The 24,793-nt window shown below is 70.1% G+C and carries 21 protein-coding genes; 10 read left to right on the top strand and 11 right to left on the bottom strand.

Annotated elements, in window-relative coordinates:
• Window positions 1-42 precede the first annotated feature (42 nt).
• Window positions 43-783: a ribonuclease activity regulator RraA gene (locus tag OG494_RS01980; protein WP_328451327.1), complete on the top strand. Its 741-nt coding sequence runs from the start codon at window positions 43-45 to the stop codon at window positions 781-783.
• On the opposite strand, the gene OG494_RS01975 is transcribed toward OG494_RS01980, so the two are convergent.
• From OG494_RS01975 to OG494_RS01955, 5 genes are all read right to left on the bottom strand, one after another.
• The gene (locus tag OG494_RS01975; RefSeq protein ID WP_328451325.1) at window positions 780-2,039 is read right to left on the bottom strand and encodes a mandelate racemase/muconate lactonizing enzyme family protein; all 1,260 of its coding nucleotides are present in this window, start codon (window positions 2,037-2,039) and stop codon (window positions 780-782) included. The genes OG494_RS01980 and OG494_RS01975 overlap by 4 nt on opposite strands.
• Window positions 2,036-4,054 (bottom strand): ABC transporter permease, encoded by a 2,019-nt coding sequence (locus OG494_RS01970; RefSeq protein WP_328451323.1) that lies wholly within the window; start codon window positions 4,052-4,054, stop codon window positions 2,036-2,038. Before OG494_RS01970 ends, OG494_RS01975 begins: the two co-directional genes overlap by 4 nt.
• Window positions 4,051-5,487 (bottom strand): extracellular solute-binding protein, encoded by a 1,437-nt coding sequence (locus tag OG494_RS01965; protein ID WP_328451321.1) that lies wholly within the window; start codon window positions 5,485-5,487, stop codon window positions 4,051-4,053. Before OG494_RS01965 ends, OG494_RS01970 begins: the two co-directional genes overlap by 4 nt.
• An 87-nt stretch (window positions 5,488-5,574) precedes the next feature.
• Window positions 5,575-6,723, bottom strand: a complete 1,149-nt coding sequence (locus tag OG494_RS01960; protein ID WP_328451319.1) for a Gfo/Idh/MocA family protein — start codon at window positions 6,721-6,723, stop codon at window positions 5,575-5,577.
• A 129-nt stretch (window positions 6,724-6,852) separates the two neighbouring features.
• Complete coding sequence (locus tag OG494_RS01955; protein ID WP_328451317.1) at window positions 6,853-7,620, bottom strand: FadR/GntR family transcriptional regulator; 768 nt, start codon at window positions 7,618-7,620, stop codon at window positions 6,853-6,855.
• Between the two features lie 73 nt (window positions 7,621-7,693).
• Between OG494_RS01955 and OG494_RS01950 the strand changes: the two genes are divergently transcribed.
• Window positions 7,694-8,851 carry a mandelate racemase/muconate lactonizing enzyme family protein gene (locus OG494_RS01950; protein WP_328451315.1) on the top strand — a complete coding sequence of 386 codons (1,158 nt, stop codon included), beginning with the start codon at window positions 7,694-7,696 and terminating at the stop codon, window positions 8,849-8,851.
• A 54-nt stretch (window positions 8,852-8,905) separates the two neighbouring features.
• Window positions 8,906-9,796, top strand: coding sequence for a fumarylacetoacetate hydrolase family protein (locus OG494_RS01945; RefSeq protein ID WP_328451313.1), 891 nt, complete (start codon window positions 8,906-8,908; stop codon window positions 9,794-9,796).
• Between the two features lie 121 nt (window positions 9,797-9,917).
• Here OG494_RS01945 and OG494_RS01940 read toward each other — a convergent pair whose 3' ends face one another.
• Together OG494_RS01940 and OG494_RS01935 are read right to left on the bottom strand one after the other, a co-directional pair.
• A complete protein-coding gene (locus OG494_RS01940) occupies window positions 9,918-11,138 on the bottom strand; it encodes a metallophosphoesterase (protein WP_328451311.1) in 1,221 nt (406 codons plus the stop codon).
• 296 nt (window positions 11,139-11,434) lie between these two features.
• A complete protein-coding gene (locus OG494_RS01935) occupies window positions 11,435-12,031 on the bottom strand; it encodes a TetR/AcrR family transcriptional regulator (RefSeq protein WP_328451309.1) in 597 nt (198 codons plus the stop codon).
• 36 nt (window positions 12,032-12,067) lie between these two features.
• On the opposite strand from OG494_RS01935, the gene OG494_RS01930 reads away from it, so the two are divergent.
• The 3 genes from OG494_RS01930 (at window position 12,068) to OG494_RS01920 (ending at window position 13,778) form a co-directional block, all read left to right on the top strand.
• Entirely contained in the window at window positions 12,068-12,415 is a 348-nt protein-coding gene (locus OG494_RS01930) for a cytoplasmic protein (protein WP_328451307.1), read from the top strand.
• A 217-nt stretch (window positions 12,416-12,632) separates the two neighbouring features.
• Window positions 12,633-12,935 (top strand): hypothetical protein, encoded by a 303-nt coding sequence (locus tag OG494_RS01925; protein WP_328451305.1) that lies wholly within the window; start codon window positions 12,633-12,635, stop codon window positions 12,933-12,935.
• A 138-nt stretch (window positions 12,936-13,073) separates the two neighbouring features.
• On the top strand, window positions 13,074-13,778 hold the full coding sequence (locus OG494_RS01920) for a FadR/GntR family transcriptional regulator (protein WP_328451303.1): 705 nt from the start codon (window positions 13,074-13,076) through the stop codon (window positions 13,776-13,778).
• Between the two features lie 5 nt (window positions 13,779-13,783).
• On the opposite strand, the gene OG494_RS01915 is transcribed toward OG494_RS01920, so the two are convergent.
• From OG494_RS01915 to OG494_RS01900, 4 genes are read right to left on the bottom strand one after another with little or no spacing between them, the layout of a single operon-like run.
• Complete coding sequence (locus tag OG494_RS01915; RefSeq protein WP_328451301.1) at window positions 13,784-14,809, bottom strand: ABC transporter permease; 1,026 nt, start codon at window positions 14,807-14,809, stop codon at window positions 13,784-13,786.
• Window positions 14,799-16,301: a sugar ABC transporter ATP-binding protein gene (locus OG494_RS01910; RefSeq protein WP_328451299.1), complete on the bottom strand. Its 1,503-nt coding sequence runs from the start codon at window positions 16,299-16,301 to the stop codon at window positions 14,799-14,801. The genes OG494_RS01915 and OG494_RS01910 overlap by 11 nt, the downstream gene beginning before the upstream one ends.
• Window positions 16,302-16,330: 29 nt before the next feature.
• On the bottom strand, window positions 16,331-17,374 hold the full coding sequence (locus OG494_RS01905) for a sugar ABC transporter substrate-binding protein (protein WP_328451297.1): 1,044 nt from the start codon (window positions 17,372-17,374) through the stop codon (window positions 16,331-16,333).
• Window positions 17,375-17,420: 46 nt separating this feature from the next.
• Window positions 17,421-18,743 carry an enolase C-terminal domain-like protein gene (locus tag OG494_RS01900; RefSeq protein WP_442874374.1) on the bottom strand — a complete coding sequence of 441 codons (1,323 nt, stop codon included), beginning with the start codon at window positions 18,741-18,743 and terminating at the stop codon, window positions 17,421-17,423.
• Between the two features lie 183 nt (window positions 18,744-18,926).
• On the opposite strand from OG494_RS01900, the gene OG494_RS01895 reads away from it, so the two are divergent.
• The 4 genes from OG494_RS01895 to OG494_RS01880 all read left to right on the top strand — a co-directional run bounded on the left by OG494_RS01895 (window position 18,927) and on the right by OG494_RS01880 (window position 24,749).
• Entirely contained in the window at window positions 18,927-20,024 is a 1,098-nt protein-coding gene (locus tag OG494_RS01895; RefSeq protein WP_328451293.1) for a substrate-binding domain-containing protein, read from the top strand.
• Between the two features lie 13 nt (window positions 20,025-20,037).
• Window positions 20,038-21,006 (top strand): ABC transporter permease, encoded by a 969-nt coding sequence (locus OG494_RS01890; protein ID WP_328451291.1) that lies wholly within the window; start codon window positions 20,038-20,040, stop codon window positions 21,004-21,006.
• Window positions 21,003-21,758 (top strand): ATP-binding cassette domain-containing protein, encoded by a 756-nt coding sequence (locus tag OG494_RS01885; protein ID WP_328451289.1) that lies wholly within the window; start codon window positions 21,003-21,005, stop codon window positions 21,756-21,758. Before OG494_RS01890 ends, OG494_RS01885 begins: the two co-directional genes overlap by 4 nt.
• Before the next feature lie 312 nt (window positions 21,759-22,070).
• Complete coding sequence (locus OG494_RS01880) at window positions 22,071-24,749, top strand: glycoside hydrolase family 9 protein (RefSeq protein WP_328451287.1); 2,679 nt, start codon at window positions 22,071-22,073, stop codon at window positions 24,747-24,749.
• Window positions 24,750-24,793: the final 44 nt, after the last annotated feature.

Raw genomic sequence — 24,793 nt, 5'->3', positions numbered from 1 at the left:
CCCGACAGCCACGGTAAACGCGGACCCGAGGGAGCTATCGACGTGGTCGAGACGCACGACATCGTTCGCCCGCCTGCCGAGCTCAGCGCGGCCCTCGCGGCCATCGGCAGCGCGACCGCCAGCGGCGAGCTCAGCCGCATGGGCATCCGCAGCGCGTTCATCCGCGGCCCGGTTTCGGTGACCCCCGGCGTGCGCGTGGCCGGCCCGGCGCTGACACTGCAGTTCCTGCCGAAGCGGGAAGACCTCTACCCCGTCGACGAGTACGAAGAACCGGAGAAGCAGCTGCACCGCCACGTCATGTACCACGCCCAGCCCGGCGACATGATCGTCGTCGACGCGCGCGGCGACATGGAAAGCGGCGTGTTCGGCGAGATGATGCTGACCTACTTCAAGGGCCGCGGCGGCCTCGGCGTGGTGGTCGACGGCTGTCTGCGTGACACCGCCGAGGCCAAGCAGCTCGGCCTCGGGCTGTGGATCCGGGGCGCCACACCGAACTTCCACGTCCAGACCGGCATCGTCCCGGTTGCCGTGAACGTGCCGGTGGCGTGCGGTGGCACGCTCGTCGAACCGGGCGACATCGTGGTCGCCGACGACGACGGCGCCGTCGTGGTGCCGGTCAAGCTGGCCCCCGCCCTGGTGGCCCACGCTCAGGAGCACGCGGAATGGGAGGAGTTCTCCCGGATCCGGCTGGCCGAGGGCGGCGACCTGCGGCGGTACTACCCGCTGTCGGACGAGGCCCGGCCCGAGTACGAGCGGTGGCGGGCCGAACAGGGCCGCGCCTAGCTCCACAGGCGGTCGTGGCTCGACTCCCCGTCCCAGTGTGTCGTCTCGGCGAAGAACACCGGATCACGCGGGTCGAGGTGGCGGCGCAGCACTTCCTCGTCGAGGTCCCCGAACCCCAGTCCCGGTGTGTCCGGCACCGTGATGCGGCCGTCCCGGATCAGCGGGGCCGTGACGAGGTCGCTCCAGAACTCCACGTCGGCCGCGTGGTGTTCGAGGGCGAGGAAGTTCTCCGTGGCGGCGGCCAGGTGCACGCACGCCATCGTCGCGATCGGCGACGCCGCCAGGTGCAGCGCCATCGCGATCCCGCGCTCCTGCGCGTAGTCGCCGATCCGCTTGGTCTCCGCGATCCCGCCCGCCGTCGCCGGGTCGGGGTGCACGACGCGGACGGCGCCGGCGTCCAGCAGCGGCCGGAAGCCGTCGAGCAGGTAGATGTCCTCCCCCGTGCACGTCGGGACGGCGACGGCGGTGGTGAGCTGCCGCCACTGATCGGTCAGCTGCCACGGGATCAGGTCCTCGATCCACGCCAGCGTGAACGGCTCCAGCGCGCGGCCGATCCGGATGGCGGAGTCGAGGGCGATGTGGCCGAAGTGGTCGGCGGCGAGCGCGACGTCGGTGCCGACGACGGAACGGACGATGTCCACATAGGACACCAGGTGGTCGACGCCCTTCGCGGTGACCTGGATACCGGTGAACGGGTGCATCGTCGTGACGTCCGCGCGGGCACCCGGCGGCGCGATCAGCGCGCCCGGGACGTCCCACAGCAGGTCGACGCCCACGTCCATCTTCAGCATCGTGAACCCGCGCTGCTTGCGCTCCAGCAGGCGCGCGCCCATCGCGTGCGGGTCCGGCAGCGACGGCGTGTCCGCGTAGCAGCGGATCTCGTCCCGGAACCGGCCCCCGATCAGCGCGTACGCGGGCACGCCGTACGCCTTGCCGGCCAGGTCCATCAGCGCCATCTCGACGCCGGAGACCCCGCCGCCCTGGCGGCCGTGGAACCCGAACTGCTTGATCTTGCGGAAGATCCTGTCGACGTCGCAGGGGTTCTCCCCGACGAGCCGGCTCTTGAGCATGAGCGCGTAGGTGGCGCTGGCCCCGTCGCGCACCTCCCCGTAGCCGGACAGGCCCTGGTTGGTGTCGATCCGGATGATCGACGAACGGAACGGCACCCCGGCCAGGGTGGCCACGCGCAGGTCGGTGATGCGCAGCTTGCTCGGCCGGGACGCCGTCGCGACGTGCTCCTCGGTGATCCCGCTCATCCCTTCACCGCCCCCGCGGTGAGCCCCTCGGTCAGGAACCGCTGCCCGAACCCGTACATGAGCACGACCGGGATACTGACCAGCAGCGAGGCCGCGGCCAGCTGCCCCTGCGGCACGACGTCGCCGAAGATCATCGACTGCATGCCGACGGGCAGCGTCTTGTAGTCGTCCTTGGTGATGAACACGAAGGCGAACAGGAACTCGTTCCACGCGTTGGTGAGCGTGAACAGCGCGACCGCGAGCAGGCCCGGCTTGGCCAGCGGCAGCACGATCCGGCGGAACGCCCCGAACCGCGTGCAGCCGTCGACCAGCGCGGCCTCCTCGAGGTCGACCGGGATCGACTTGAAGTAGCCGACGAGCAGCCACGTCGCGAACGGCAGGGTGAACGTGGGGTAGGCGAGCACGAGCGACCACAACGAGTCGTTGAGCCCGATCCCGCTCATCAGCTGGTACAGCGGGATGAACAGCAGCGCGCCCGGCATCACGTAGGTGAGCAGGATCGTCACCGTGAAGCTCTCCGAACCCCGGAACTTCAGCCGCGCCAGCGCGTAACCGGCCAGCGCCGCGCAGACCACGGCGATCACGGTGGACGCCACCGACACCAGGATCGTGTTGAGGTACCAGGTGCCGAACGCCCGGCCCGAGAACAGGTTGGTGAACTGCTCGGTGCTCCACGGGGTCGGCCAGAGGTCGTCGCCGCGCGCGACGATCTGGTCGTCGGACTTGAAGGCCGTGACCGTCATCCAGTAGATCGGGGCGAGCACGAAGCCCAGCAGGCCCACGAGCGCGACCCCGGTGCCGCCACCACCGACGAGGCGCGCGGCGAGCCGGTTGCCGCGCGCGGCGAGCGTGGAGACGACCCGTCCGACGGCGGCCGCGAGCACCACGAACACGCCCAGCACGAGCGCGGCCTTCCAGACGATCTGCGGCGACGCCCAGATCAGCACGAGCACCGCGGCCACGACGATCACCCACGGCAGCGCCCGGCGCTGAGCGGGAGTCAGCCGCCTGCGCCCCATGTCGGCGGCGCCCGGCTGGTCGCTGCGCCGCATCATCCGCACGAGGATCACCACCAGGACGGCGATGATCGGCAGCATCACCAGGGTGACCGCGGCGCCCGCGCCCAGCTGCAGCTGCTGGATCGCCTTCGAGTAGGCCACCATGACGTACGGGGCGGTGGCGTCCCCCGGCCCGCCCTGGGTCATCAGCCAGATCAGGTCGAAGTTGTTGAACGTCCAGATCGACGACAGCAGCGTCGTCACGATCATGACGCTGCGGAGCCCCGGCAACGTGATGTGCACGAACCGCTGCCACGCCGAGGCGCCGTCCACCATCGCGGCCTCGTGGAGGTTGCCGTCGATGGCCTTGAGCCCGGCGAGGAACGTCACCGTGAAGAACGGGATGCCCTTCCACACGTTGACCAGGATGACCGCCGGCATGGCGAGCGCGGGATCGGACAGCCACTCCGCGGGCCACTTGTCGACGAGCCCGATCGCGGCGAGGGCCGGCCCGATCCCGGAGTCGGTGAGCAGGACGTTGACGCTGCCGAAGATCGGGTCGAGCAACGACCGCCAGGTGAAGGCCGTGACGACCGTCGGGATCACCCACGGCAGCAGGATCACCCCGGCCAGGATCGCCCGGCCGCGGCGCATGTGGTGCAGCATCAACGCCGCGATGAGGCCGAAGACCACCTTGAAGATCTCGGCGTAGGCGGTGAAGACGAACGAGTTGAGCACGCCTTTGTGGAACAGGGCGTCGCCGATGAGGGCCGTGTAGTTGTCCAGCCCGACGAAGACCGTGTCCGCACCGTGGCGCTCGGTGGCGCTGGTGAAGACCGAACTGATGATCGGGACCAGGATCAGGCCGGCGACCAGCAGCAGCGTCGGCCCGATGAACACCGCGGCGAGGCGCCAGTCGCGCCCGAGCCGCCGCTGTACCGGGGTGAGCGAGGACGACGCGCCCGGCGCCGGACGGGCCGGCGCCGGGTGTGTCCTCTTCGGACGCAGGACGGTCACTGCCGGTAGCCCTGTTGCTCGAAGATCTGCACGATCCTGGTGTGCGTCGTGGCCACGGCCTCGGCCGGCTTGGTGCCCTGGATGACCGACTGCATCATGTCGGTCAGCAGGTAGGCGGCGACGGCGGCCTGCTCGCCGGGGCTCGGGGCCTGGGGGAAGGCATAACCGGTCTTGGTCTTCACCGGGAGCGGAGCGCGGGTCTGCTCCCGCAGCGCGGCGAAGGCCGGGTCACCGGTGGTGTAGTACGGGTCGGAGTCCCACACCTTGTCCCACGAGGGATTGACCAGGCACGGCGCTTCCTTCGCGACGCCGAGCAGCGCGCTCCCGCCGGCCATGAACTTCGCGACGAGCTTGGCGAGGTCGGGGTTCTTCGCCCCCTTGAACACGACGAACGAGTTGGACTCGCCGTAGGCCAGCGGCCGGTCGAGCGCCGGTCCGCTCGCACCGTTGAACACGTGCGTGTTGGCGTAGACCGGGTTCTTCTTGCTCTTCGAATCGGCGTAGACGCTGAACTGGTTGAGCGTGAGCCCGAGGATCTGGGCCAGCCAGTTCTCGTTGTTGCTCGAGTCGGTCCAGCTGCCGATCCCGGGCGGCAGCATCGGCTTGTACTTCGGGTTCGTGTAGATGTCGCCGATGAACGTGACGGCTTCGACGGTCTCCGGCGAGTTGAACACCACCTTCGTGCCGGTGTTGTCCGCGATCGCCCCGCCGTAGGTGTTGATGACGTTCGTGATGAAGCCGTTGGCGTCGCCGGAGCGGTTCACCGTGAGCCCCCAGCCGAAGCGCCGCTTCGCCGGGTCGGAGATCGCCAGCGCGTTGTCGCGCAGCTCTTCCCACGAGTAGTAGGGCTTGAGCGGGAGACCCTTTTCCTGGTACCAGTCCTTGCGCAGGTACATCCCGGTCGCGATGAAGTGGTAGGGGATCGCGAACCAGCGCCCGTCGAACACGCAGTAGTTGTTCGCTTCCGTCGCGGGTTCGCCGTAAAGCGCTTTCATGTCGTTGACCACGTCGGTGACGTCGGTGAGGGCGCCGAGGTTGTGCAGCTGGCCGACGAACCGCCGGTCGCTCAGGAAGGCCAGGTCGCGATTGGTGCCCGCCTTCACCTCGGCGTCCATCTTCGCGACCATGTCACCGGCGTCGCCGGAGACCAGGTCGTTGCGGACCGTGGTGCCGGTGGCCTGCGCGAACACCTGCAGCGACTTGTCCAGCGCCTTGTTGGCGGCCTCCGAGTACAGCTTCTGCGAGAGCATCCCCACCGACCCGCCGCGGAGCTTGGCCGCCTGGTCGAGCAGCGCCTGGGGCACCTGGACGTCGACCTGTGGTGCGGGCGCGGGGCCGCTCCCGCACCCGGCGAGACCGAGCACGCCCAGCGCGCTCACCCCCGCGCTCATGCCGAGGAAAGTGCGTCTCGACAGGTCATTCTTCTCTTCCATGACAACTCCTCGTACCGACGGGGCGACGGTGCAACCGGCGGGGCAGCGAGGCGAGTGCCGCGCTGTGAGTACTCAAAGCTGGGTCTTTCATGCGGCGAAGGACGCCGAACTGCTGACGCGTTGTCCTGGCAGCCCGTCGAACAGCCCGGTCGAGCCACGGGGCCGCCACAGCGGTACCGGGCCCGCGCCGGGCACGGGGTCGAGCGCCAGTGCGGCCGCCCGTTCCGCGGAGTCGAGTGCCCGCTGGACGACCATCGTGTTGGCCACGCTCTGCGCGACGCTGCCGACCGGCCGCACGCCGAACTGCACGGCATCGGCGAAGTCGACGAGCTCCGCGAGGTAGCCGTTGTCGCTACCGCGGAAGACCGTGGTGTGGGTGGTGGCGTCGGAACCGCTGCGCGTCACGCGGCGCTCCGACTCGGAGCCAGCGAGCACGAGCACTCCCTCGGTGCCGTAGAGCCGCATGTCGTTGGGTTCGGGCGGCACCGGGATTTCGGGGAAGGACGCGGTGTAGTTGCCGATGGCGCCTCCGGTGAACACGAGGTTGAGCGCGAGGTCCGACGGTGCGTCGATCGTGCTGTTGGCCCTCTGCACGACACCGTGCACCCGCGCGATGTCGCCGCAGAGCAACCGGATCTGGGCGATGTGGTGCACGCCGAAGTCGAGGTGCACCCCACCGCGGTACTGCGGCCGGTGCCGCCACGGCGTGCCGCTGAACCCGCCCTCGCGGGGCACCACCCGGCCGGCGTGCCGCCACGCCATCAGGTGCGGGCGGCCGATCGCGCCGCTGTCGAGCAAGGCGCGGGCGTAACGCAGATCGTCGCGGTAGAAGAAGTTCTCGCCCACCACGAAGGTGCGGTCCGGGTGCCCGGCCGCCAGCGCGAGGAAGGCGCCGGCCTGCGCCGCGTCGACGCCTGCCGGCTTCTCGCAGAGCACGTCCTTGCCCGCCGCGAGCGCGTCGCGCGCCACCTCGTACAAGTGCGGGATCGGCACGGAGATCAGCACGGCGTCCACGTCGTCGCGGGCGAGCAGCGCGCCCCGGTCGGCGGCGACCCGGGACGGATCGGTCCCGCTGTAGCCGGCGAACCTCGTGCTCTGCTCGGCGGAGGAATCGGTGAACGCCGTGACCACGTACCGATCGGCGAGCCCGCGCAACGCCGGCCAGTGCAGCTTCTCGACCGCGAGCCCGGTGCCGATCAGCCCCAGCCGGATCGGCGGGATCGCGGATGCTGCCATGCCTCGTCCGTCCTCGTCATCGGTTCCGGAACTCGGTCGTGCAGAAGTACTGCGCCGATGGTTACCAACCCGACCACAGCCACGGCCGAATGGCTTCGTAGCAACGGCTACGTGCCGCGCGGGGGCGGCCTACTTTTGGCCGGATTGGTAACGCCGCCGCCGGGCGGCCCGCTTGCTTCGCTGCTCCTTCTCCGCGAGGAGCGTGGAGTAGTTGTTGCTCAAGTGCTTGCGCATCGCCGCGCGGGCGCCCGCAGGATCGCGCGCGACGAGCGCCTCGTAGATCTCCGTGTGCTGGGCGGTGGCGCGGCGCAGCCCGGCCGGCGCCTCGTTGGTGAGGCGCCGGCTGGCCGTGCCCAGCCAGCGCGCGGAGTACATGATCCGGTCGAGGATGCGGTTGTCGGCCGCCCGGCAGATCTCCATGTGGAATTCGTGGTCGACCTCGAGGTAGGCCTCGGGATCCGTCTCGAGCGCCGCCATCCGCTCGATCTCCTTCCCGAGCCGGGCCAGCGTCTCGTCGGTGATGCCGGTCGCGGCCATCGCGGCGAGTTCGGGCTCGAGCAGTACGCGCATCTGGTGCAGTTCCTGCAGCAGCTCGTCGACGATTTCCGTGGGCAGCCACTCGATCAGCAACGGGTTCAGGTAGTCCCACTCCGCGCGGGGCCGGACGACGACGCGGCGGCCCTGCGCGACGTCGACGATGTCGAGCGAGGCGAGGATCTTGAGCGTCTCCCGCGCCACCACCCGGGAAACCCCGAACTCCTGGGAGATTTCCAGCTCCGACGGGGCCCGGCCGTCCTCGATTTCGCCGCTGACGATGCGCCGGGTCAGGTGGGCCGCCACCTGCACCGGGAGAGTCCGGACCTTGACAGCGTCCGGAGACTCTTGTCTCCTTGGCATGTCATCAGCTTATAGGACAAGTTGGCTCTTGCGACAGTCCCTTTCAGACGCATTACCCGGCGGCGGGAGAGCAATGCGGATAGTGAACGTCACGACGGCGGTGGTGGCCTACCACGGTCAGGCCACCCTGGTGCGGATCGACACCGACGAGGGAATCAGCGGGTTCGGCGAGGCCAACCCCGATGCCGGCGCGGGCGCCGTCGTCGGGATGATCGATTCGCTGACGCCCCTCCTGCTCGGCGAGGACCCGCGCAACGTCGAGCGGTGCTGGGAGAAATTGCGTCGCAGCAAGGTTTTCGCGGGCGCCCAGAGCGGCGTGTTCGTGATCGCCCTGTCCGGGATCGAGCTCGCGCTGTGGGATCTCGCGGGCAAGGCCGCGGGCCAGCCGGTCTACCGGCTGCTCGGCGGGAAGTTCCGCGACCGGATCCGCCTCTACGCCGACTGCGGCGACGGCGACGACCCGGCGGGCTCGATCGCCGGGTGCGTCGACCGGGCCCAGCGGATGGTCGCGGAAGGCTTCACCGCCATCAAGTTCGACATCGACAACCTGCGCCACCCGGCCAAGTTCGACGATTTCAACCACACGGTCAACACCGCCGAGCTGCGCTCGATGGTCGAGCGCGTGGCCGCCGTCCGGGAGGCGATCGGACCGGACGTCGATCTGGCCATCGACCTCCACGCCCGCTACGACGTGCCGAGCGCGTGCCGGATCTCGTGGGAGCTCGAGCCGTTCCAGCTGATGTGGCTGGAGGAACCGCTGCCGGCGGAGAACGTCGACGCGCTGGTGCGGGTGCGGGAGCAGACCCGCACGCCGATCTGCGCGGGCGAGAACCTCTACCTGCGGTGGGGATTCCGCGAATTGCTCGAACGCGGCGCCGTGGACGTCATCGAGCCGGACGTGCCGAAGTGCGGTGGTCTCGCCGAGGCCAAGAAGATCGCCAACCTCGCGGAGCTGCACTACATTCCGTTCGCACCACACCTGGTGTCGACGCCGCTGGGCACGATGGCCACGTCGCACCAGTGCGGGGCGATCCCCAACTTCCTCGTCCAGGAATGGCACGCCCTCGAAGAGCGCGAGGTGTGGGACAGCTACGTCCACGCCCCCGACGGGAGCGGCTCGATCGTCAAGGACGGCTACATCACGCTTCCCGACACCCCCGGCATCGGCGTGGAACTCGACATGGACGGCGTCCGGGCGCACGCTGTCGCGGGCTACGGGGTGTTCGAGTAGTGACCCTGGTGACCCAAGTGACCCCCAAGTGACCCGTCGACAAGGAGGTCCGGGATGAGCCACCTGGTGCGCTTCACCGACGGAACCGGCACGATCCGGGTCGGCCTGCTCACCGGTGAGTGGTTGCGGCCCCTCGCGGTGACGTCGATGAGTGACCTGCTGCGCCACACCGTGGCGGAGATCCGCGAACTCGCCGAGGCCGCCGGGGAGCCCGTGTCCCCGGCCGGGACGCGCCTGCTGCCGCCGCTGGACGGCCGGATGGAGGTGTGGGCCGCCGGGGTGACGTACCGGCGGTCCGAGGAGGCCCGCCGCGAGGAGAGCGCCGACGAGGACGTCTACGCGCGGGTGTACCGCGCGCAGCGGCCCGAGTTGTTCTTCAAGTCACCCGCGTGGCGCGTGGTCACCGACGACGAGCCGATCGCCGTCCGCGTCGATTCCGCCAACAACGTGCCGGAGCCGGAACTCGGCCTGCTGCTGACCCGCACCGGGGAGATCGCCGGCTACCTCGTGGTCGACGACGTCAGCTCCCGCAGCATCGAAGGCGAGAACCCGTTGTACCTCCCGCAGGCCAAGATCTACACCGGTTCGTGCGCGGTCTCGGCACGGGTGCGACCGGTGTGGGAGGTCCCGGACCCGCTGTCGCTCGAGATCCGCATGCGCATCCGGCGCGACGGTCACGAGGTGTTCGCCGGCGAAGCCGGCACCGCACAGCTCAACCGCGAACCGGCCGACCTGGTCGAGTACCTGTGGCGGGACAACGACTTCCCCGACGGCGCCGTCCTTTCGACGGGCACGTCCGTCGTGCCGGGGCTCGACCAAGGGCTGCGGCCGGGAGACGTGGTCGACATCGAGATCGACGAGGTCGGATCGCTGCGCTCCCCCGTGGCGCTGGGCGCGGAGGAGGTGCGCCGGGTGCTCGCCACCCGCGACGGCCACGCGCGGTAGTCCCCATCCAGCCGAGCGGGGGCAGACCCGCCGGATCGCCACCACGAGGTCGTCGAAGGTGCCTTGTCCGGCGACGGCCTCGAACTGCTGGCCGGCTGGGTCACCGCCGAGAAATGACCCGTCACGCCTGCCCCGAGGCCAGCTCGACGACGGTGATGTCGGACGGCGCGCCCACCCGGACCGGCGGCCCCCACGCGCCGGCGCCGCGGCTGACGTAGAGCTGGGTGTCGCCGTAGCGGTCGAGACCGGCGACGGTGGGGTTGGTCAGGCCGAACAGCAGGTTGCCGGGCCAGAGCTGCCCGCCGTGGGTGTGGCCGGACAGCTGCAGGTCCACGCCGTGGCGCACCGCCTCGTCGATGACGATCGGCTGGTGGGCCAGCAGCACGCTGGCGCGTGCGGGGTCGCGGTCGCCCAGCGCGCGGGCGAAGTCCGGGCCCTGGCCCTCGCTCTCGCCGCGGACGTCGTTGACGCCGGCCAGGTCGAAGCCGGGCAGCTCCGTCCGGGCGTTCTCCAGCGGGTGCAGGCCGAGGTCGCGGACCACGCCGACCCAGCGCCGGGCGTCGTGGAAGTACTCGTGGTTGCCGGTCACGAAGTAACTGCCGTGCCGGGCGCGCAGCTGGGCGAGCGGTGCCACCGCCGTGCTCAGATTTTCGACGCTGCCGTCGACCAGGTCCCCGACCACGGCGATCAGGTCGGGCTGGGTGCTGTTGATGGTGTCGACGACGTGCTGGGCGAAGTCGCGGCCCAGCAGCGGGCTGAGGTGGATGTCGCTGACCACCGCGATGCGGAAGCCGTGCGCGCCGCGGGGCAGCTTCGCCAGGGGCACGGTGAGCCGCTTGATCTGGGGTCCGCGCAGCAGGCCGGCGGTGCCGTAGCCGACGGTGCCCAGCGCCACGGCCGCGGCGCTCCCACCCACCACGCGCGAGACGAAGACCCGACGCGCCAGCAACGCCGGTGCCGGGACGTCGTCCGCCGGCGCCGGTGCGGCTCCGGTGCCCGGCGGCGCCGTGACCGGTTCAGCCCGCTTGACGTCCCGCCGGGCCAGGGCCCGGAGCAGCAGGGGGCGCACGGCCTCCCCCGCCACCAGAGCAAGGACCACGTACAGGAACACGGCCAGCCACAGGAAGCCCGGCCAGTCGACGACGCCTTCCAGCCGGAAGGGGATTCCCGGCAGGTCGTCTCGGACAGCGAGCAGCGTCAGCCCCGGAAGGACCACGAGCGCGACGGTGCCGATCCGCCGCGGCGCCGAGCCGCGGGCGGTGGTGTCGCGCACGAGACGTCGCCACACGTACCAGTGCAGGCCCACGAAGACGGCGGCGATCAGCAGGAAGAGGACGATCATGCGGTGCCGGTCTCCTGTGGTGGGTCAGCGGGCGGGCAAACCGATGCGGCGCAGCCACTCCGCGATCGCGGGCTCCGCGTCGGCGACGTCCTCGCCGCGCACAGTGAAGCCCTCCCCGGCGTCGCGCCGGGACAAGAGGCAGCGTAGTCCCGCCGGTGGTTCCCAGCCCGCTCATCGCGTAGGCGGGGGGCGGATGAACGGGCTTGCCGGCGAAGCCGAACCCTTCGACGAACGTTGTCACGATCATGGGAGCCCGGCTGTAGGCAGCGCCGCGGACCTCACGCTTGCGATGCCGTTCAGTCCGTGGGCTCGAGGGCCGCTCGAAGGATCGCTCGCGCGGAGCCGGCCAGGATCCCGGCGGCGCGTGCGCGGTCGAGCCCGCCGATGTCGGTGAGCCACACCAGGGACTCGATGCCGGTCGCGGATCGGATCGCGACGGCGGTTTCGCGGATGTCGACGTGCGGGTGGGTTTCGGCCAGCGGCGCCAGCGCCTCCTCGATCCAGCGGATCGCCCGGCCGCCACGCAGGATCGGCTGAGCCGCTCCCGGCTCCAGGGACAGCCGCAGCTGCGCTCGCAGCTGCGGCTCCCAGCGCACCACGAAATCCAGGAACGAGCGCATGACCAGCTCGAGGCGCGGCTCCGCGTCAGTCGGCGCGTCGACCGGCAGCAACCCGACGCCGTCCTCGATTTCCGGATAGGCGGCGAGCAGCAGGGCGCGCTGGTTCGGGAAGTAGCGGTACGCCGTGGTCCGCGAGATGCCCGCGATGGCGGCGGCGTCCTCGACGGCCGGCGACTCTCCCGCCGCGAGCAACTCGTGCGCAGCCGCCACCAGCGCGGCCCGGGTCCGGCCCTTCTGCCGCCGACGGCCGGTGGACTCATATGGTACGTCCATGCCATCATGGTACTTCAGTGCCACAAGGAGGCAGTCATGGCCGACGACCCCACGGACACGAACCCCGAGCTGTATCGAGTCGCCTTCGAAAACGAACGGGTCCGGGTGCTCGAGTACCTCGACGGGCCAGGCGATCGGACCGCGCCGCACCGGCACCCGGACAGCGTGATGGTCACGCTCAGCTCGTTCCGGCGCCGGATCCACGCCGGCGGCCGGGAAGTCGGCGTCGAGCTGCCGGCAGGCGCCGTCCGGTGGCTCGACGAACAGGAACATTCAGGCGAGAACGTCGGTGACACCCCGACGCATTCGGTGTTCATCGAGCTGAAGGAGCCTCGTCCCGACGGCTTCGTCCCGACCACCGCCTTGGGGCCCGCCGAACCATGAGGACGCACCTTCCGATCCGATGAGCGACACCCACACCACACGATCGGATCGAGGTGACGTCCAGGACGTACGCGCTCATCACCGAGCGCCCGCAGGTGAACCTGCTCCACAAGCTCGTGTCGCGACAGCCGCACCTGCCCGAAGAGCCGTCGACCGAGCAGCTCGAAGCGTGGATCGCGCTGACCGACCTGGTCCAGGACAAGGACTTCCGGACGCGATGCAAGACTTCCACCACCGCGCCTTCAGCACCCAGCAGGGCAAGCTCATCACCACGCCGGACATGCCGGCCCGCGCCGAAACCCACCGCAAGCTCCTGCTCGAAGCGCGAGCAGCCCAGCAAGCCGGACTGGCCGCGGACTCCCCGCAGGCCCGGGAACTCGCCGAACGCGCGGCCGACCGCATCGCCGCCATGACCGGGAAGCAAAGCCGCGCGGTGGCCGGCCAAGTCGGCCGGCAGGAAGCTACAGACCCGGACAAGGCCGCGGCACTCCCGCGAGTGGATCGCCGCAGCGCGCGTTGACAGAACATCACATGTCTCGGCAACCGAGAGCGAGCTAGTCGCATTGAACCCGTCGAATCAAGCGAAAAACTCACCGCTTTCGTGACATTCATCATATGACTGCTAGGATCTCAGGCAGTTCACTGCCCGAGGAGCACCATGGCGAGGTCCCTGACCGACGACGCGATCGACCGGATCCGGGAGTTCGTCCGGTCCGGGCGGTTCCCCGCGGGCTCCCGGCTGCCGGCCGAGCACGAACTGGCCACCGAACTCGGCATCTCCCGCAGCCCCACGCGCGAAGCCGTGAAGGCGCTGGAGCTGGCCCGGGTCCTCGAAGTACGGCGTGGTGACGGCACCTACGTCACCAGCCTCGCGCCCAGCCTGCTGCTGGAGGGCCTGGGCACCGCGGTGTCGCTCATGGAAGGCAGCGTGCTCGAGCTGACCGAGGTGCGCCGCCTCCTGGAGCCCGCCGCGACCGGCGTCGCCGCCACCAGGATCACCGACGCCCAGCTCCGCACCGTCGCCGAACTGCTCGACGCGATGCAGGAGGCGGTCGAGGACGTCGAGCGCCTGACGGTGCTCGACGCCGCCTTCCATCGCGCGGTGGTCACCGCGTCGGGCAACGAAACCCTGACCGCGTTGCTGGACGGCATCTCCTCGCGCACGCTGCGGGCGAGGATCTGGCGCGGCACCGTCGACCGGGGCGTCACGCACGTGACCCTGGCGCAGCACAAGGCGATCTACGACGCACTGGCCGGCCGTGACCCCGCCGTGGCCACCGCGGCCGCGCTGATGCACGTGGACACGTCCGAGCGCTGGCTGCGCGACCACCTGGCCGAGCTGCGGACCCTCGGCGAGCAGTAACGGGCTCAGCTCTGCCGCTTGCCGCTGGTGATCCGGGACATCACCAGCGCGACCAGGATGATCGTGCCGTTGAGCGCCCCGATCCACTGCGCGGGCACCCCGGCCAGGGTGAGCACGTTCTGGATCATGTACAGCAGCAGGATTCCGGTGAAGGCCCCGAAAAGCGTGCCGCGGCCGCCGTTCAGGCTGACCCCGCCGATCACCGCCGCGGCGAAGACGGTGAAGATGTAGCCGTTGCCCTGCCCCGCCGCCACGGACGCGAGCCGGCCCGAGAGCAGCAGGCCGCCGAGCGCGGCCAGCACGCTCGCCCCGATCAGGACGATCCACACGACGCGGTCGGTCCGGATGCCCGCCGCCTTCGCGGCGTCTTCGTTGCCGCCGATCGCGTAGAGGCTGCGGCCGAACCGGGTGTGGCCGAGCAGGACGATGCCGCCGGCGAACAGCAGCACGCAGATCCAGATGGACGCCGGGATCCCGGCCCACAGCGTGGTGCCGAGGTAGAGCATCGCCTCGGGCATGCCGAAGAACGTCTGGCCGCCGGAGATCCCGGTCAGCAGGCCACGCAGCACGATCAGCATGCCGAGGGTGACCACGAACCCGCTCAGCCCGAACCGGACGATCAGCAGGGCGTTGAGCGCACCCACCAGCACCCCGACCGCGAGCACCGCCGGCACCGCCGTCCACGCGGGCAGGAGGCCGAGCGAATGGCCGCCGTCGATCGTCAGCCAGGCCGCCACCCCGGGCGCCAGGCCGAACGTGGACTCCAGCGACAGGTCCATCTTGCCGACGACCAGGACCAGCGTCTGGGCCAGCACCAGCAGGGCGATCTCCGACATGGTCTGCAGGATGTTGATCACGTTGTCGTACTGGAGGAACACGGGGTTCACCAGCTGGCCGACCACGGCGATCGCGACGATCCCGGGTACCAGCGCGAAGTCGCGCACGCGGGCGAGGGCGATCCGCCGCGGCGGCCGGGCGGCAGCGGGCTCGGTCCGTGCCTCGGCCGCCACGGTGGCAGGGCTATCCGGCATCGAGGTCGACTCCTTCCATGGCGGCCACGACCTCGCGGTCCGGCCGGCCGGCGGGGATTTCGGTGGTGAGCCGGCCACGGACCAGCACGAGCACGCGGTCGCAGAGGCGCAGGTCGTCCAGCTCGTCCGAGGCGATCACCACCGCGGTGCCCCCGGCGGCGGCTTCGGCCACCTTGCCGAGCAGGAACTCCTTCGACCGCACGTCCACTCCCGCGGTCGGGGTGATCAGCACGAGCACCCGCGGATCGCCGGCCAGCGCCCGGGCCATGACGACCTTCTGCTGGTTGCCGCCGGAGAGCGCCGACACCGCGAGCTCCGGACCGGGCGTCTTCACCTCCAGCCGGTCGATCAGCGCCCCGGCCAGCCGGTCACGCAGGGCGGCCCGGACGAAGATGCCGGGACCGAGCCGGTCCATGACCGACAGGGTGGTGTTGTCCGCGACCGACATCTCGGGCACGAGTCCCTGGTGGTGGCGGTCTTCCGGGACGAAGCCGAGCCCGGCGGCGAGTGCCGCCGGGACGTCGCCGGGGCGAGGACGGTGTTCCCCGACGAGGATGGTTCCCGAGCCGGCCGCCCGCAGCCCGGTCAGCGTTTCGGCGACCTCGGTCTTGCCGCTGCCGCCGGCCCCGGCCAGGCCGACGATCTCCCCTGGTGCAACGTCGAAGGAGACGTCCTCGTACGTGGGGGCGAGGCTCAGCCCGCGCACCCGGAGCACCGGCGGCACACCGAGCCGGGCCGAGGAAGCGCGTTCTTCGGCCACGACGGCGTTCTCCCCCGTCATCGCCGCGACGAGGCCGGCCTTCGGCAGTTCGGCGACGGGCGCGGTCAGGACGTGGCGGGCGTCGCGGAAGACCGTGACCGTGTCGCAGATCTCGTAGACCTCCTGCAGGTGGTGGCTGATGAACAGGAACGTCACGCCGTGGCGCTGCAGGTCGGCGATGTGGCCGAACAGCCGGGTGATGGCGCCGCCGTCCAGCTGCGCGGTCGGCTCGTCGAGGATGACGAACCGCGCGCCGAAGGACAGCGCTCGGGCGATCTCGACGAACTGCCGCTGCTCGACCCCGAGCTCACCCGCGGGCCGGCGGACGTCGACGTCGACCGACCAGCGTTCGAGCAGCTGGGTGGCCGCCCGGCGCACCGCGGACCAGCGGACGAATCCGCGCACGGTCTCCTGCCGGTTCAGGAACAGGTTTTCCGCCACCGACAGGTCGGGGATGATCGTCGAACGCTGGTACACGCAGGCGACCAGCGACCGCCAGGCGTCCCGGTCGGACAGTCCCGGCGCGGGCTCGCCGTTCATCTTCAGCGAGCCGGAATCCGGCCCGGTCAGGCCGGTGAGGACGGAGACGAGCGTCGACTTGCCCGCGCCGTTGCGGCCGACGAGTGCGTGCGTCTGTCCCGGTAGGACGGTGAGGTCGGCGTGGTCCAGGGCGACGGTGGCGCCGTAGCGCTTGACCACCTGCCGCGCTTCGACGATCGGCACGGTACTCATGTCCACCTCCTCTCCGAAGCCGGTCACGGTCAGCTCTTGCTGTTGCCCCACAGGGACTTGTCGTCGACCTTGACGCTCGCGACCGGACCGAAGGTGGCACCGTCCGCGGTGACCAGGGGCGCGGCCAGCTGGTCCTCCATCAGGCCGTCGCGGACGGCCACGATGGTGCTGTCGTGGTCGGTTTTGCCCGGCACCGGCTTCTTGCCGGCGATCGCGTCCTTGACGTACTGCAGCGCGTACTTGGCGAACAGGTCGGCGGGCTGGGAGACGGTCGCGTCCATCTCACCGGCGCGGATCTTCGCGAGCTCCTCCGGGATCCCGTCGTTGGACACGATGAACACGTGCTTCGGGTCGGTCGCCGGCACGAGCAGACCGCGTTGCTTCAGCAGCTGCAACGTCCCCGCGAGAGCGAAACTGGACTGCATGTAGACGCCTTTGATGTCCGGGTTCGCGGTCAGCCGGGTCTGGAGTTTCTGGGCCGCGGTGTTGGCGTCCCAGTTGGTGGCCTCACCGAAGACCGTGATCCCGGGGAAGTTCTGCTTCATGCAGTCGTTGAAGGCCTCGGTGCGGTCCCGGCCGTTGATCGACGCGAGGTCGCCCTGCAGCATCACGACCTTCCCCGCGCCGCCGAGCTTCGTGCCGAGGAACCGGCACGCCTTCTCGCCGTAGGCACGGTTGTCCGCCCGCACGACCATGTAGACGTCGCCCTGGTCGGGGCGGGTGTCGACCGACACGACCGGGATCTTCTTCCCGGCCAGCTGCTGCAGCGTCGGGATGATCGCCGCGGTGTCCTGCGGGGCCATGACGACGCCCTTGACACCCTGGCTGATCATCGTCTGCACGTTGGCGGTCAGGGTGGCGACGTCGTTCTGCGAGTTCGTGGTCTTGAGCTCGAAACCGTCCTGGCCGGCGAACTGGGGCACGTACTTGATGTAGGCGTTCCAGAAGTCGGTGTCCGAGCGGGGGTAGTCCACGCCGACGACGGTGCCGCCGGAGGCGGTGGTGCCCCCACCGCTGCAGCCGGCGAGCAGGCCGGCTGCGACGACGGCCGAGCACAGGTAGCGGATCTTCATGACCTCTCCTCGTTGACAGGCTACGAAAACAATCGCGGGCCGGTGGTCACGCGACCACCACCGCCTCGGCGCGCCAGGCCGGACCGTCCGGATACCGGTAGCGCGCCACGGATTCGAGGTGCAGGCGGGCACCGAGGCCCGGCCGGTCCGGCGCCAGGTACCGCCCCCGCTCGACCCGTACCGGGTCGACGAAGTGCTCGTGCAGGTGATCCACGTATTCGATGACCCGGTCGGCCCGGGTCCCGCTGACCGCGACGAAGTCGAACATCGCGAGGTGCTGCACCATCTCGCAGAGCCCGACCCCGCCGGCGTGCGGGCACACCGGCACGCCGAACTTCGCGGCCAGCAGGAGGATCGCGATGTTCTCGGTGACGCCGGCGACCCGGCTCGCGTCGAGCTGGAGGATGTCGATCGCCTCCGCCTGCAGCAATTGCTTGAACATCACCGCGTTGTGCGTGTGCTCCCCGGTGGCCACCTTGATCGGCGCCACCGCCCGGCGGATCGCGGCGTGGCCGAGCACGTCGTCGGGCGAGGTCGGCTCCTCGATCCAGTACGGGTCGAACTCCGCCAGCGGCCGCATCCACGCGATGGCCTCCTCGACACCCCACACCTGGTTGGCGTCGACGGCGATCCGCACGTCCGGGCCGACGACCTCACGCGCCAGCCGCAGCCGCCGGACGTCCTCGTCGAGATCGGCCCCGACCTTGAGCTTGATCTGCGTGAACCCGTCCGCGACCGCCGCCGACGCGAGCGTCGCCAGCTTCTCCGGCGAGTAACCGAGCCAGCCTGGAGTGGTGGTGTAGGCCGGATAACCCGACGTGAGCAGTTCCGCCTGGCGAGCCGCCCGGCCCGGTTCCGCGCGACGGAGGATGTCCAGCGCCTCATCGCGGGTAAGCGCTTCCTTCAGGTACCGGAAGTCGATCAGGTCGACCAGCTCCGCCGGCGGCAGCTCGGCGAGCAGCCGCCAGACCGGCTTGCCTTCCCGGCGGGCCCGCAGATCCCACACGGCGTTGACGATCGCGGCCGCGGCCATATGGATCGCGCCCTTGTCCGGGCCCAGCCACCGGAGCTGGCTGTCCCCGGTCAGGCGGCGCGAGAAGCCCCCGAGGTCGGCGAGGACTTCGTCCACCGGCATGCCCGCGACCAGGGGCACCAGCGCCCGGACGGCGGCGACCTGCACGTCGTTGCCGCGCCCGACGGTGAACGCGAGGCCGTACCCCTCCTCCCCCGCGCTCGTGCGGATCGTGACGTACGCGGCCGAGTAGTCGGGTTCCGTGTTCATCGCGTCCGAACCGTCGAGGTCCAGCGACGTCGGAAAGCGGACGTCGAGTGCCTCGATCGAGCTGATCACTTCGGGCAAGTCCGCCACCTCTCACCAACCGACCGGGAGACAACATACGTATGGCTACGCTTTCGTCGTCGAAAAGTCCAGAAGCACGGTCGAATCCGCGAGAACCTAGTCGAGACATCATACGTCTGCTACCGTCGTCGCTGCCGCACCAAGAGAGACCGTCGTACGAAGCACTGCCGCTGCGATGAATGCGGGGTCACGATGAGAGCTGGAACCGGCACCACTTCCCGGAGGACCGCGCTCAAGTACCTGGGCGCGGGCGGCGCGACGGTCACCGCGAGCGCGCTGCTCGCGGCGTGCACCGGCGTCCAGGAAGCCCAGAACGGCGGCCACGCCGGCCCCTTCCCGGCCACGCCGGGGTGGCGGTTCGTGTTCGTCAACCACGTCACCACGAACTCCTTCTTCGTGCCGACGCGGACCGGGCTCGCCGACGCCGCGGCCCTGCTCGGGGTGCCGGAGCCACAATGGACCGGGTCGGAGAACGGCAACGTCGCCCAGATGGCGAGCGCCATGGAGACCGCGATCACCGGAAAGGCCGACGGGATCGCCGTCGCGCTGACCGACGACAACGCCTTCGTCGACTTGACCAAGCGGGCGCTGGGCCAGGGCATCCCGGTGATCGCCTACAACGCCAACGCCGCCGGCAACTACCCGCTCACCTACGTCGGCCAGGACCTGTACCTGTCGGGCTTCCGGATGGGACAGCGCATCGGGCAGAAGGTCACCTCCGGCGACATCCTGGTCGGCATCTCCCAGCCGGGCGGCAACAACGTCCAGCCGCGGCTCGACGGCATCACCGACGCGCTCAAGCAGTCCGCGCCGGGCGTGCGGGTCCAGTCGGTCAACACCGGGGCCGAGCAGGCGGGCGAACTGAACGCGATGACCGCCGCCTACACCGGGAACACCGGGGTCAAAGGGATCTACGCCGTCGACGCCGGCAGCACGGCCGCGTGCGCGAAGCTGATCGCCGACCGCGGCCTGGCCGGCAAGATCGGCGGCGGCGGATTCGACCTGCTCGACGACACGGTCACCGGGGTCAAAGGCGGCGCGCTCGACTTCACCATCGACCAGTCCCCCTACCTGCAAGGGTTCCTGTCGGTCCTCTACCTCTACCTGTTCCGGCTGTCCGGCACGCTGGTCGCGCCGCCGGTCACCGACACCGGCCTCACGTTCGTCACCAAGGAGAACGTCGGCCCGTACGCGACGGCCCGCAGCAGGTTCGAAGGCGGCGACAACAAGGACGTGATCGCCATGCCGGGTGCGATCCCGTTGCCGCCGGCGTCGGTGCTGAGCCGGTAGCGGGGCGATACCGGTGAGGTCATTGCTGCTCGGCGTGATGCGGGTCAAGGAATTGAGCATCCTGCTGGTCACGATCGCCGCGGGGATCTACTTCACGGTGACCAGTGACGCGTTCAACTCCCTGGACAACTACCAGACGATCGCGCAGTACGTCGCGCCGTGGTCGATCATCGCCGCGGGGCAGGTGATGCTGCTGATCTGCGGGGAGATCGACCTGTCCGCGGGCTTCGTGTTCACCCTTTCCCCGTTCCTGCTGACGCTGTTCTCCGTCAACGGCTGGCCGCTGTGGCTCGCGCTGCTCGGCGCGATCGTGGTGAGCGCGCTGATCGGCGTGGTGAACGGGCTGATCCGGACCGTGCTGACGATCCCCTCGTTCATCACCACCCTCGGCATGGCGTTCCTGTTGCAGGGACTGGTTCTCATCATCTCGAACGCCCGTCCGGTCGGCGCGCCGAAGGACGGCTGGGTGGTCGAGGTGTTCGGCGGGGCGCGCTGGAGCGAGTTCCTGTGGGCCGTCGGTGTGGTCGTCCTGATGCAGGTGGTGCTCTCGGCGACCCGGTTCGGCATCCACACCCAGGCCACCGGCGGGAATCCGGTCGGTGCCGCGGAGTCCGGCATCGCGGTCAACCGGGTGAAGGTGGTCAACTTCGCGGTCACCAGCACCCTGGCCGGGCTCGCCGGCATCCTGCAGGGCACCCGGGTCGGCTCGTACGACCCGACGAACGGCGGGTTCACCACGATGTTCTTCGCGGTGGCGGCGGCCGTGATCGGCGGCACGGCGCTGCTCGGCGGTTCCGGCACGGTGGTCGGCGCGTTCCTCGGCGCGCTGCTGCTCGGCATCGTGTTCGACGGGTTCAACCTCACCGGCGTCAGCGCGAACGCGTTCAACCTGGTGCTCGGCGCCGCCATCCTCGGCGCCATGGTGCTGAACGTGACATTGATCGTCGCCCGCAACCGCGTCGGATCCCGGGAGCTGACATGACCGGCGAGGTCATCCGGATCGAGGGCGTCAGCAAGAGGTTCGGCCCGGTCGACGCGCTCACCGACGTCACCCTGCGCGTGCGGCGGGGCGAGATCCTCGGGCTCATCGGGGACAACGGTGCCGGCAAGTCGACGCTGATCAAGATCCTCACCGGCTACCACCAGCCCGACCGCGGGCGGATCCTGTTCGAGGGCGAGCCGACCACGCTGAAGTCCGTGGTGCACGCCAGGTCGCTGGGCATCGAGACGGTCTTCCAGGACCTGGCGATGGTCAACGACCTGCCCGTCTACCTGAACCTGCACCTGAACCGCGAGCTGACGCACCGTCCGCTGCCGTTCCTGCGACGCCGCGAGATGAAACGCCGCGCCCGGGAGACCCTGGATTCGATCGGCATCAACATCCCGTCGGTGACCGCGGAAGTGGGCATGCTCTCCGGCGGCCAGCGGCAGGCGATCGCGGTCGCCCGGTCGGTGTACTCGAACGCGAAGCTGCTGCTGCTCGACGAGCCGCTCGCCGCGATGGGCGCCAAGGAGAGCGCGGTGATCCTGCGCCTGCTGCGGGAGCTGAAGCAGCGAGGGGACATCGCGATCATCCTCATCGCCCACAACTACGGCCAGGTGATGGACGTCTGCGACCGGGTGAACCTGTTGCAGCACGGCGAGATCACCTTCGACCGGCGATCGGGCGACACGTCGGTGGCCGAGCTCCTCGAACTGGTGAACGCGGAGTACCGCCTCGGCGACGGGAACTAGCCGGGCCGGGCCTGCCTCGCCTCGACCGGCGGCGCCGAAGTTCAAGGCGCCTGGGATCGCTCCCAGAAATGTGCACCATAGCCGGGGAACCGTGACCGCGAAAGAGGCCGTTCCGGTGCCACCGGCTCAGGCGGCGGCCTCCAGCCGAAGACTCGCGATCTTCCGGCACCGCAACGGCTCCTCCCGCCCGGACTACGGCGGACAGCCTTGCCGGTTCCGCCGAACCGCTTACGCCGGCCGTCGGTGCTTTACACAACCGATCCAGCTCCTTACCCTTCGTTCTGGAAGCGCTCCCAGATCTGAGGAGTCGGCGTGCGCACTTCAACGGTGAAGGCGATGTCCCGGGCGGTCGTCGCGCTGCTCGTATTCGGCCTGACCCTTGTGGTCCCGGGCACCTCCGCGGGCGCCGCCGCCGGGAAGTTCGACTACGGCGAGGCACTGCAGAAGGCCGTCTGGTTCTACGACGCTCAGCGCTCCGGTGCGCTCCCCGCCGGCAACCGGGTCTCCTGGCGCGGCCCGTCCGCCCTCGGCGACGGCAAGGACGTCGGCCTGGACCTCACCGGTGGATTCTACGACGCCGGCGACCACGTCAAGTTCGGGCTGCCGTTCGAGTCCAGCATGACCATGCTCGCCTGGGGCGCGCTGGAGAACCGCGCCGCCTACCGGAGTTCCGGCCAGTGGCAGCCCTTGCTGTCGAACCTGCGCTGGGGCGCCGACTGGCTGATCAAGGCGCACCCGCAGCCCGACGTGCTCTACGGCCAGGTCGGCAAGGGCGACGACGACCACAAGTGGTGGGGCCCGGCCGAGACGATGACCATGGCGCGGCCCGCCTACCGCATCGACGACTCCTGCCCCGGCTCGGACCTCGCCGGCGAGGCCGCCGCGCAGCTGGCCGCCGGCTCGCTGGTGTTCCAAGCCGACGATCCGGCCTACGCGGCCACCCTGCTCACCCACGCGAAGCAGCTGTACTCGTTCGCCGACAACCACCGAGGCGCCTACTCGAACTGCATCACCGACGCCCAGAACTTCTACAAGTCCTGGAGCGGTTATCAGGACGAGCTGACGTGGGGCGCGATCTGGCTCTACAAAGCCACCGGCGACAGCGCCTACCTGACCAAGGCGCGCACGGAGTACGAGAAGCTCTCCACCGAACCACAGACCACCACCCGTTCCTACCGCTGGACGCTGGCCTGGGACGACAAGTCCTACGGCGCCTACGTCCTGCTCGCCCAGCTCACCGGCGACCCCGAGTACGTCGCCGACGCCAACCGCTGGCTGGACTGGTGGACCACCGGCGTCAACGGCCAGCGCGTGCCCTACTCCCCCGGCGGCCAGGCCGTGCTCGACCAGTGGGGCTCCCTGCGGTACGCGGCGAACACCGCGTTCGCGGCGCTCACCTACTCGGACTGGTTGCGGGCCAAGGATCCCACCCGCGCCGCCACGTACCACGACTTCGGCGTCCGGCAGATCGACTACGCACTCGGCGACAACCCACGCGGCGCGAGCTACGAAGTCGGGTTCGGCGTCAACCCGCCCCGCAACCCGCACCACCGCACCGCACACGGCTCCTGGGCCGACTCCATCACCGAGCCGGCGCAGAGCCGGCACACCCTCTACGGCGCGCTCGTCGGCGGTCCCAGCTCCGCCAACGACGCGTACACCGACGACCGCACCAACTACACGATGAACGAGGTGGCCCTCGACTACAACGCGGGCTTCACCAGCGCGCTCGCCCGCCTCTACGCCGAGTACGGCGGCGCGCCCCTGGCGAGCTTCCCACCGGCGGAAACCCCGGACGGCCCGGAAATCCTCGCCCAAGGCGCGCTCAACCAGCCCGACGGCGGCGCGTTCACCGAAGTCAAGGCGTACGTGCTGAACAAGTCGGCCTGGCCGGCGCGCACGTTCACCGGCTCGCTGCGCTACTACTTCACGCTCGACGGCACCACCGCCCCCGGCCAGATCTCCGTCACTTCGGCGTACAACCAATGTGACGCGCCTGCCCTGCACCAGTTCTCCGGCCAGGTGTACTACGTCGAGGTGCCCTGCTCCGGCGGGGTCGCGCCCGGCGGCCAGTCCCGCTACCGCAAGGAAGTGCAGTTCCGGATCGCCGCCACCGGCACCTGGGACCCCGCCAACGACTGGTCGCACGCCGGTCTCGCCCCCAGCGGAACCGCGCCCGCGGATGACGCGCGGCTGGTGCTCACGCAGGGCTCCGCGGTGGTGTGGGGAACCCAACCCGGCCAGTCCACAGGGGACACCACTGCGCCGTCCGCGCCCACGGGGGTCACCGCCACTCCCGGCAGCACCAGTGTCAGCCTCACCTGGACCGCCGCCACCGATGACGTCGGCGTCGCCGGGTACGACGTGCTGAATTCCGCCGGCGCGGTGGTCGGTAGCACCACGAGCAAGGGTTACCGGGTCACCGGCCTCACCCCCGCGACCGCGTACACGTTCTCGGTACGCGCCCGGGACGCCGCCGGCAACCAGTCCGCGGCCGGCGGCCCGGTGTCGGTCACCACCACGACCGGCGGTGACACCGGCACCGGCGCGCTCGCCGTGCAGCAACGCTCCGGCAGCGGCGTGACCGACAACCAGATCCGCACCGGCCTGCAGATCGTCAACCGGGGCAGCACCCCGGTCGCCCTCAACGGCGTCACCGCGCGCTACTGGTTCACCGGCGACGCCACCAACCCGGGCTACCAGATCTGGTGCGACTACGCGGTTGTCGGCTGCGGCAACGTCACGTTGCGCGTCCTGAAGCTCAGTACGCCGCGCCCGGGAGCCGACGCCTACATCGAGGTCGGCTTCAGCGGCGGCACCCTCGCCGCCGGCGCGAACACCGGCGAGCTCCAGGTCCGGCTCGCCAAGGCCGACTGGTCATCGTTCAACCAGGCCGACGACCACAGCTATCGCGCGGCGGCGTCGTTCACCGACCTCACCACCGTCTCCGCTTACCAGTCCGGAACTCTGACGTGGGGCACCGAACCCTGAGCCTGCGAGCCACCGCATCAGTGACCACCACCCGGCGAGGGCGG

Source organism: Amycolatopsis sp. NBC_00438 (genome assembly GCF_036026695.1).
Classification (GTDB): domain Bacteria; phylum Actinomycetota; class Actinomycetes; order Mycobacteriales; family Pseudonocardiaceae; genus Amycolatopsis.
Note: the sequence above shows the minus strand (reverse complement) of the source record. Positions and strands in the feature narration are given on the sequence as shown.

What these genes read in the sequence shown, in the direction of transcription:
- OG494_RS01910 (WP_328451299.1), bottom strand. Translation starts at nt 16,301, where the DNA reads ATGAGTACCGTGCCGATCGTCGAAGCGCGGCAGGTGGTCAAGCGCTAC.
- OG494_RS01955 (WP_328451317.1), bottom strand. Translation starts at nt 7,620, where the DNA reads ATGCCAAGGAGACAAGAGTCTCCGGACGCTGTCAAGGTCCGGACTCTC.
- OG494_RS01895 (WP_328451293.1), top strand. Translation starts at nt 18,927, where the DNA reads ATGAGAGCTGGAACCGGCACCACTTCCCGGAGGACCGCGCTCAAGTAC.
- OG494_RS01975 (WP_328451325.1), bottom strand. Translation starts at nt 2,039, where the DNA reads ATGAGCGGGATCACCGAGGAGCACGTCGCGACGGCGTCCCGGCCGAGC.
- OG494_RS01915 (WP_328451301.1), bottom strand. Translation starts at nt 14,809, where the DNA reads ATGCCGGATAGCCCTGCCACCGTGGCGGCCGAGGCACGGACCGAGCCC.
- OG494_RS01920 (WP_328451303.1), top strand. Translation starts at nt 13,074, where the DNA reads ATGGCGAGGTCCCTGACCGACGACGCGATCGACCGGATCCGGGAGTTC.
- OG494_RS01945 (WP_328451313.1), top strand. Translation starts at nt 8,906, where the DNA reads ATGAGCCACCTGGTGCGCTTCACCGACGGAACCGGCACGATCCGGGTC.
- OG494_RS01940 (WP_328451311.1), bottom strand. Translation starts at nt 11,138, where the DNA reads ATGATCGTCCTCTTCCTGCTGATCGCCGCCGTCTTCGTGGGCCTGCAC.
- OG494_RS01965 (WP_328451321.1), bottom strand. Translation starts at nt 5,487, where the DNA reads ATGGAAGAGAAGAATGACCTGTCGAGACGCACTTTCCTCGGCATGAGC.
- OG494_RS01960 (WP_328451319.1), bottom strand. Translation starts at nt 6,723, where the DNA reads ATGGCAGCATCCGCGATCCCGCCGATCCGGCTGGGGCTGATCGGCACC.
- OG494_RS01930 (WP_328451307.1), top strand. Translation starts at nt 12,068, where the DNA reads ATGGCCGACGACCCCACGGACACGAACCCCGAGCTGTATCGAGTCGCC.
- OG494_RS01925 (WP_328451305.1), top strand. Translation starts at nt 12,633, where the DNA reads ATGCAAGACTTCCACCACCGCGCCTTCAGCACCCAGCAGGGCAAGCTC.
- OG494_RS01885 (WP_328451289.1), top strand. Translation starts at nt 21,003, where the DNA reads ATGACCGGCGAGGTCATCCGGATCGAGGGCGTCAGCAAGAGGTTCGGC.
- OG494_RS01905 (WP_328451297.1), bottom strand. Translation starts at nt 17,374, where the DNA reads ATGAAGATCCGCTACCTGTGCTCGGCCGTCGTCGCAGCCGGCCTGCTC.
- OG494_RS01950 (WP_328451315.1), top strand. Translation starts at nt 7,694, where the DNA reads ATGCGGATAGTGAACGTCACGACGGCGGTGGTGGCCTACCACGGTCAG.
- OG494_RS01935 (WP_328451309.1), bottom strand. Translation starts at nt 12,031, where the DNA reads ATGGACGTACCATATGAGTCCACCGGCCGTCGGCGGCAGAAGGGCCGG.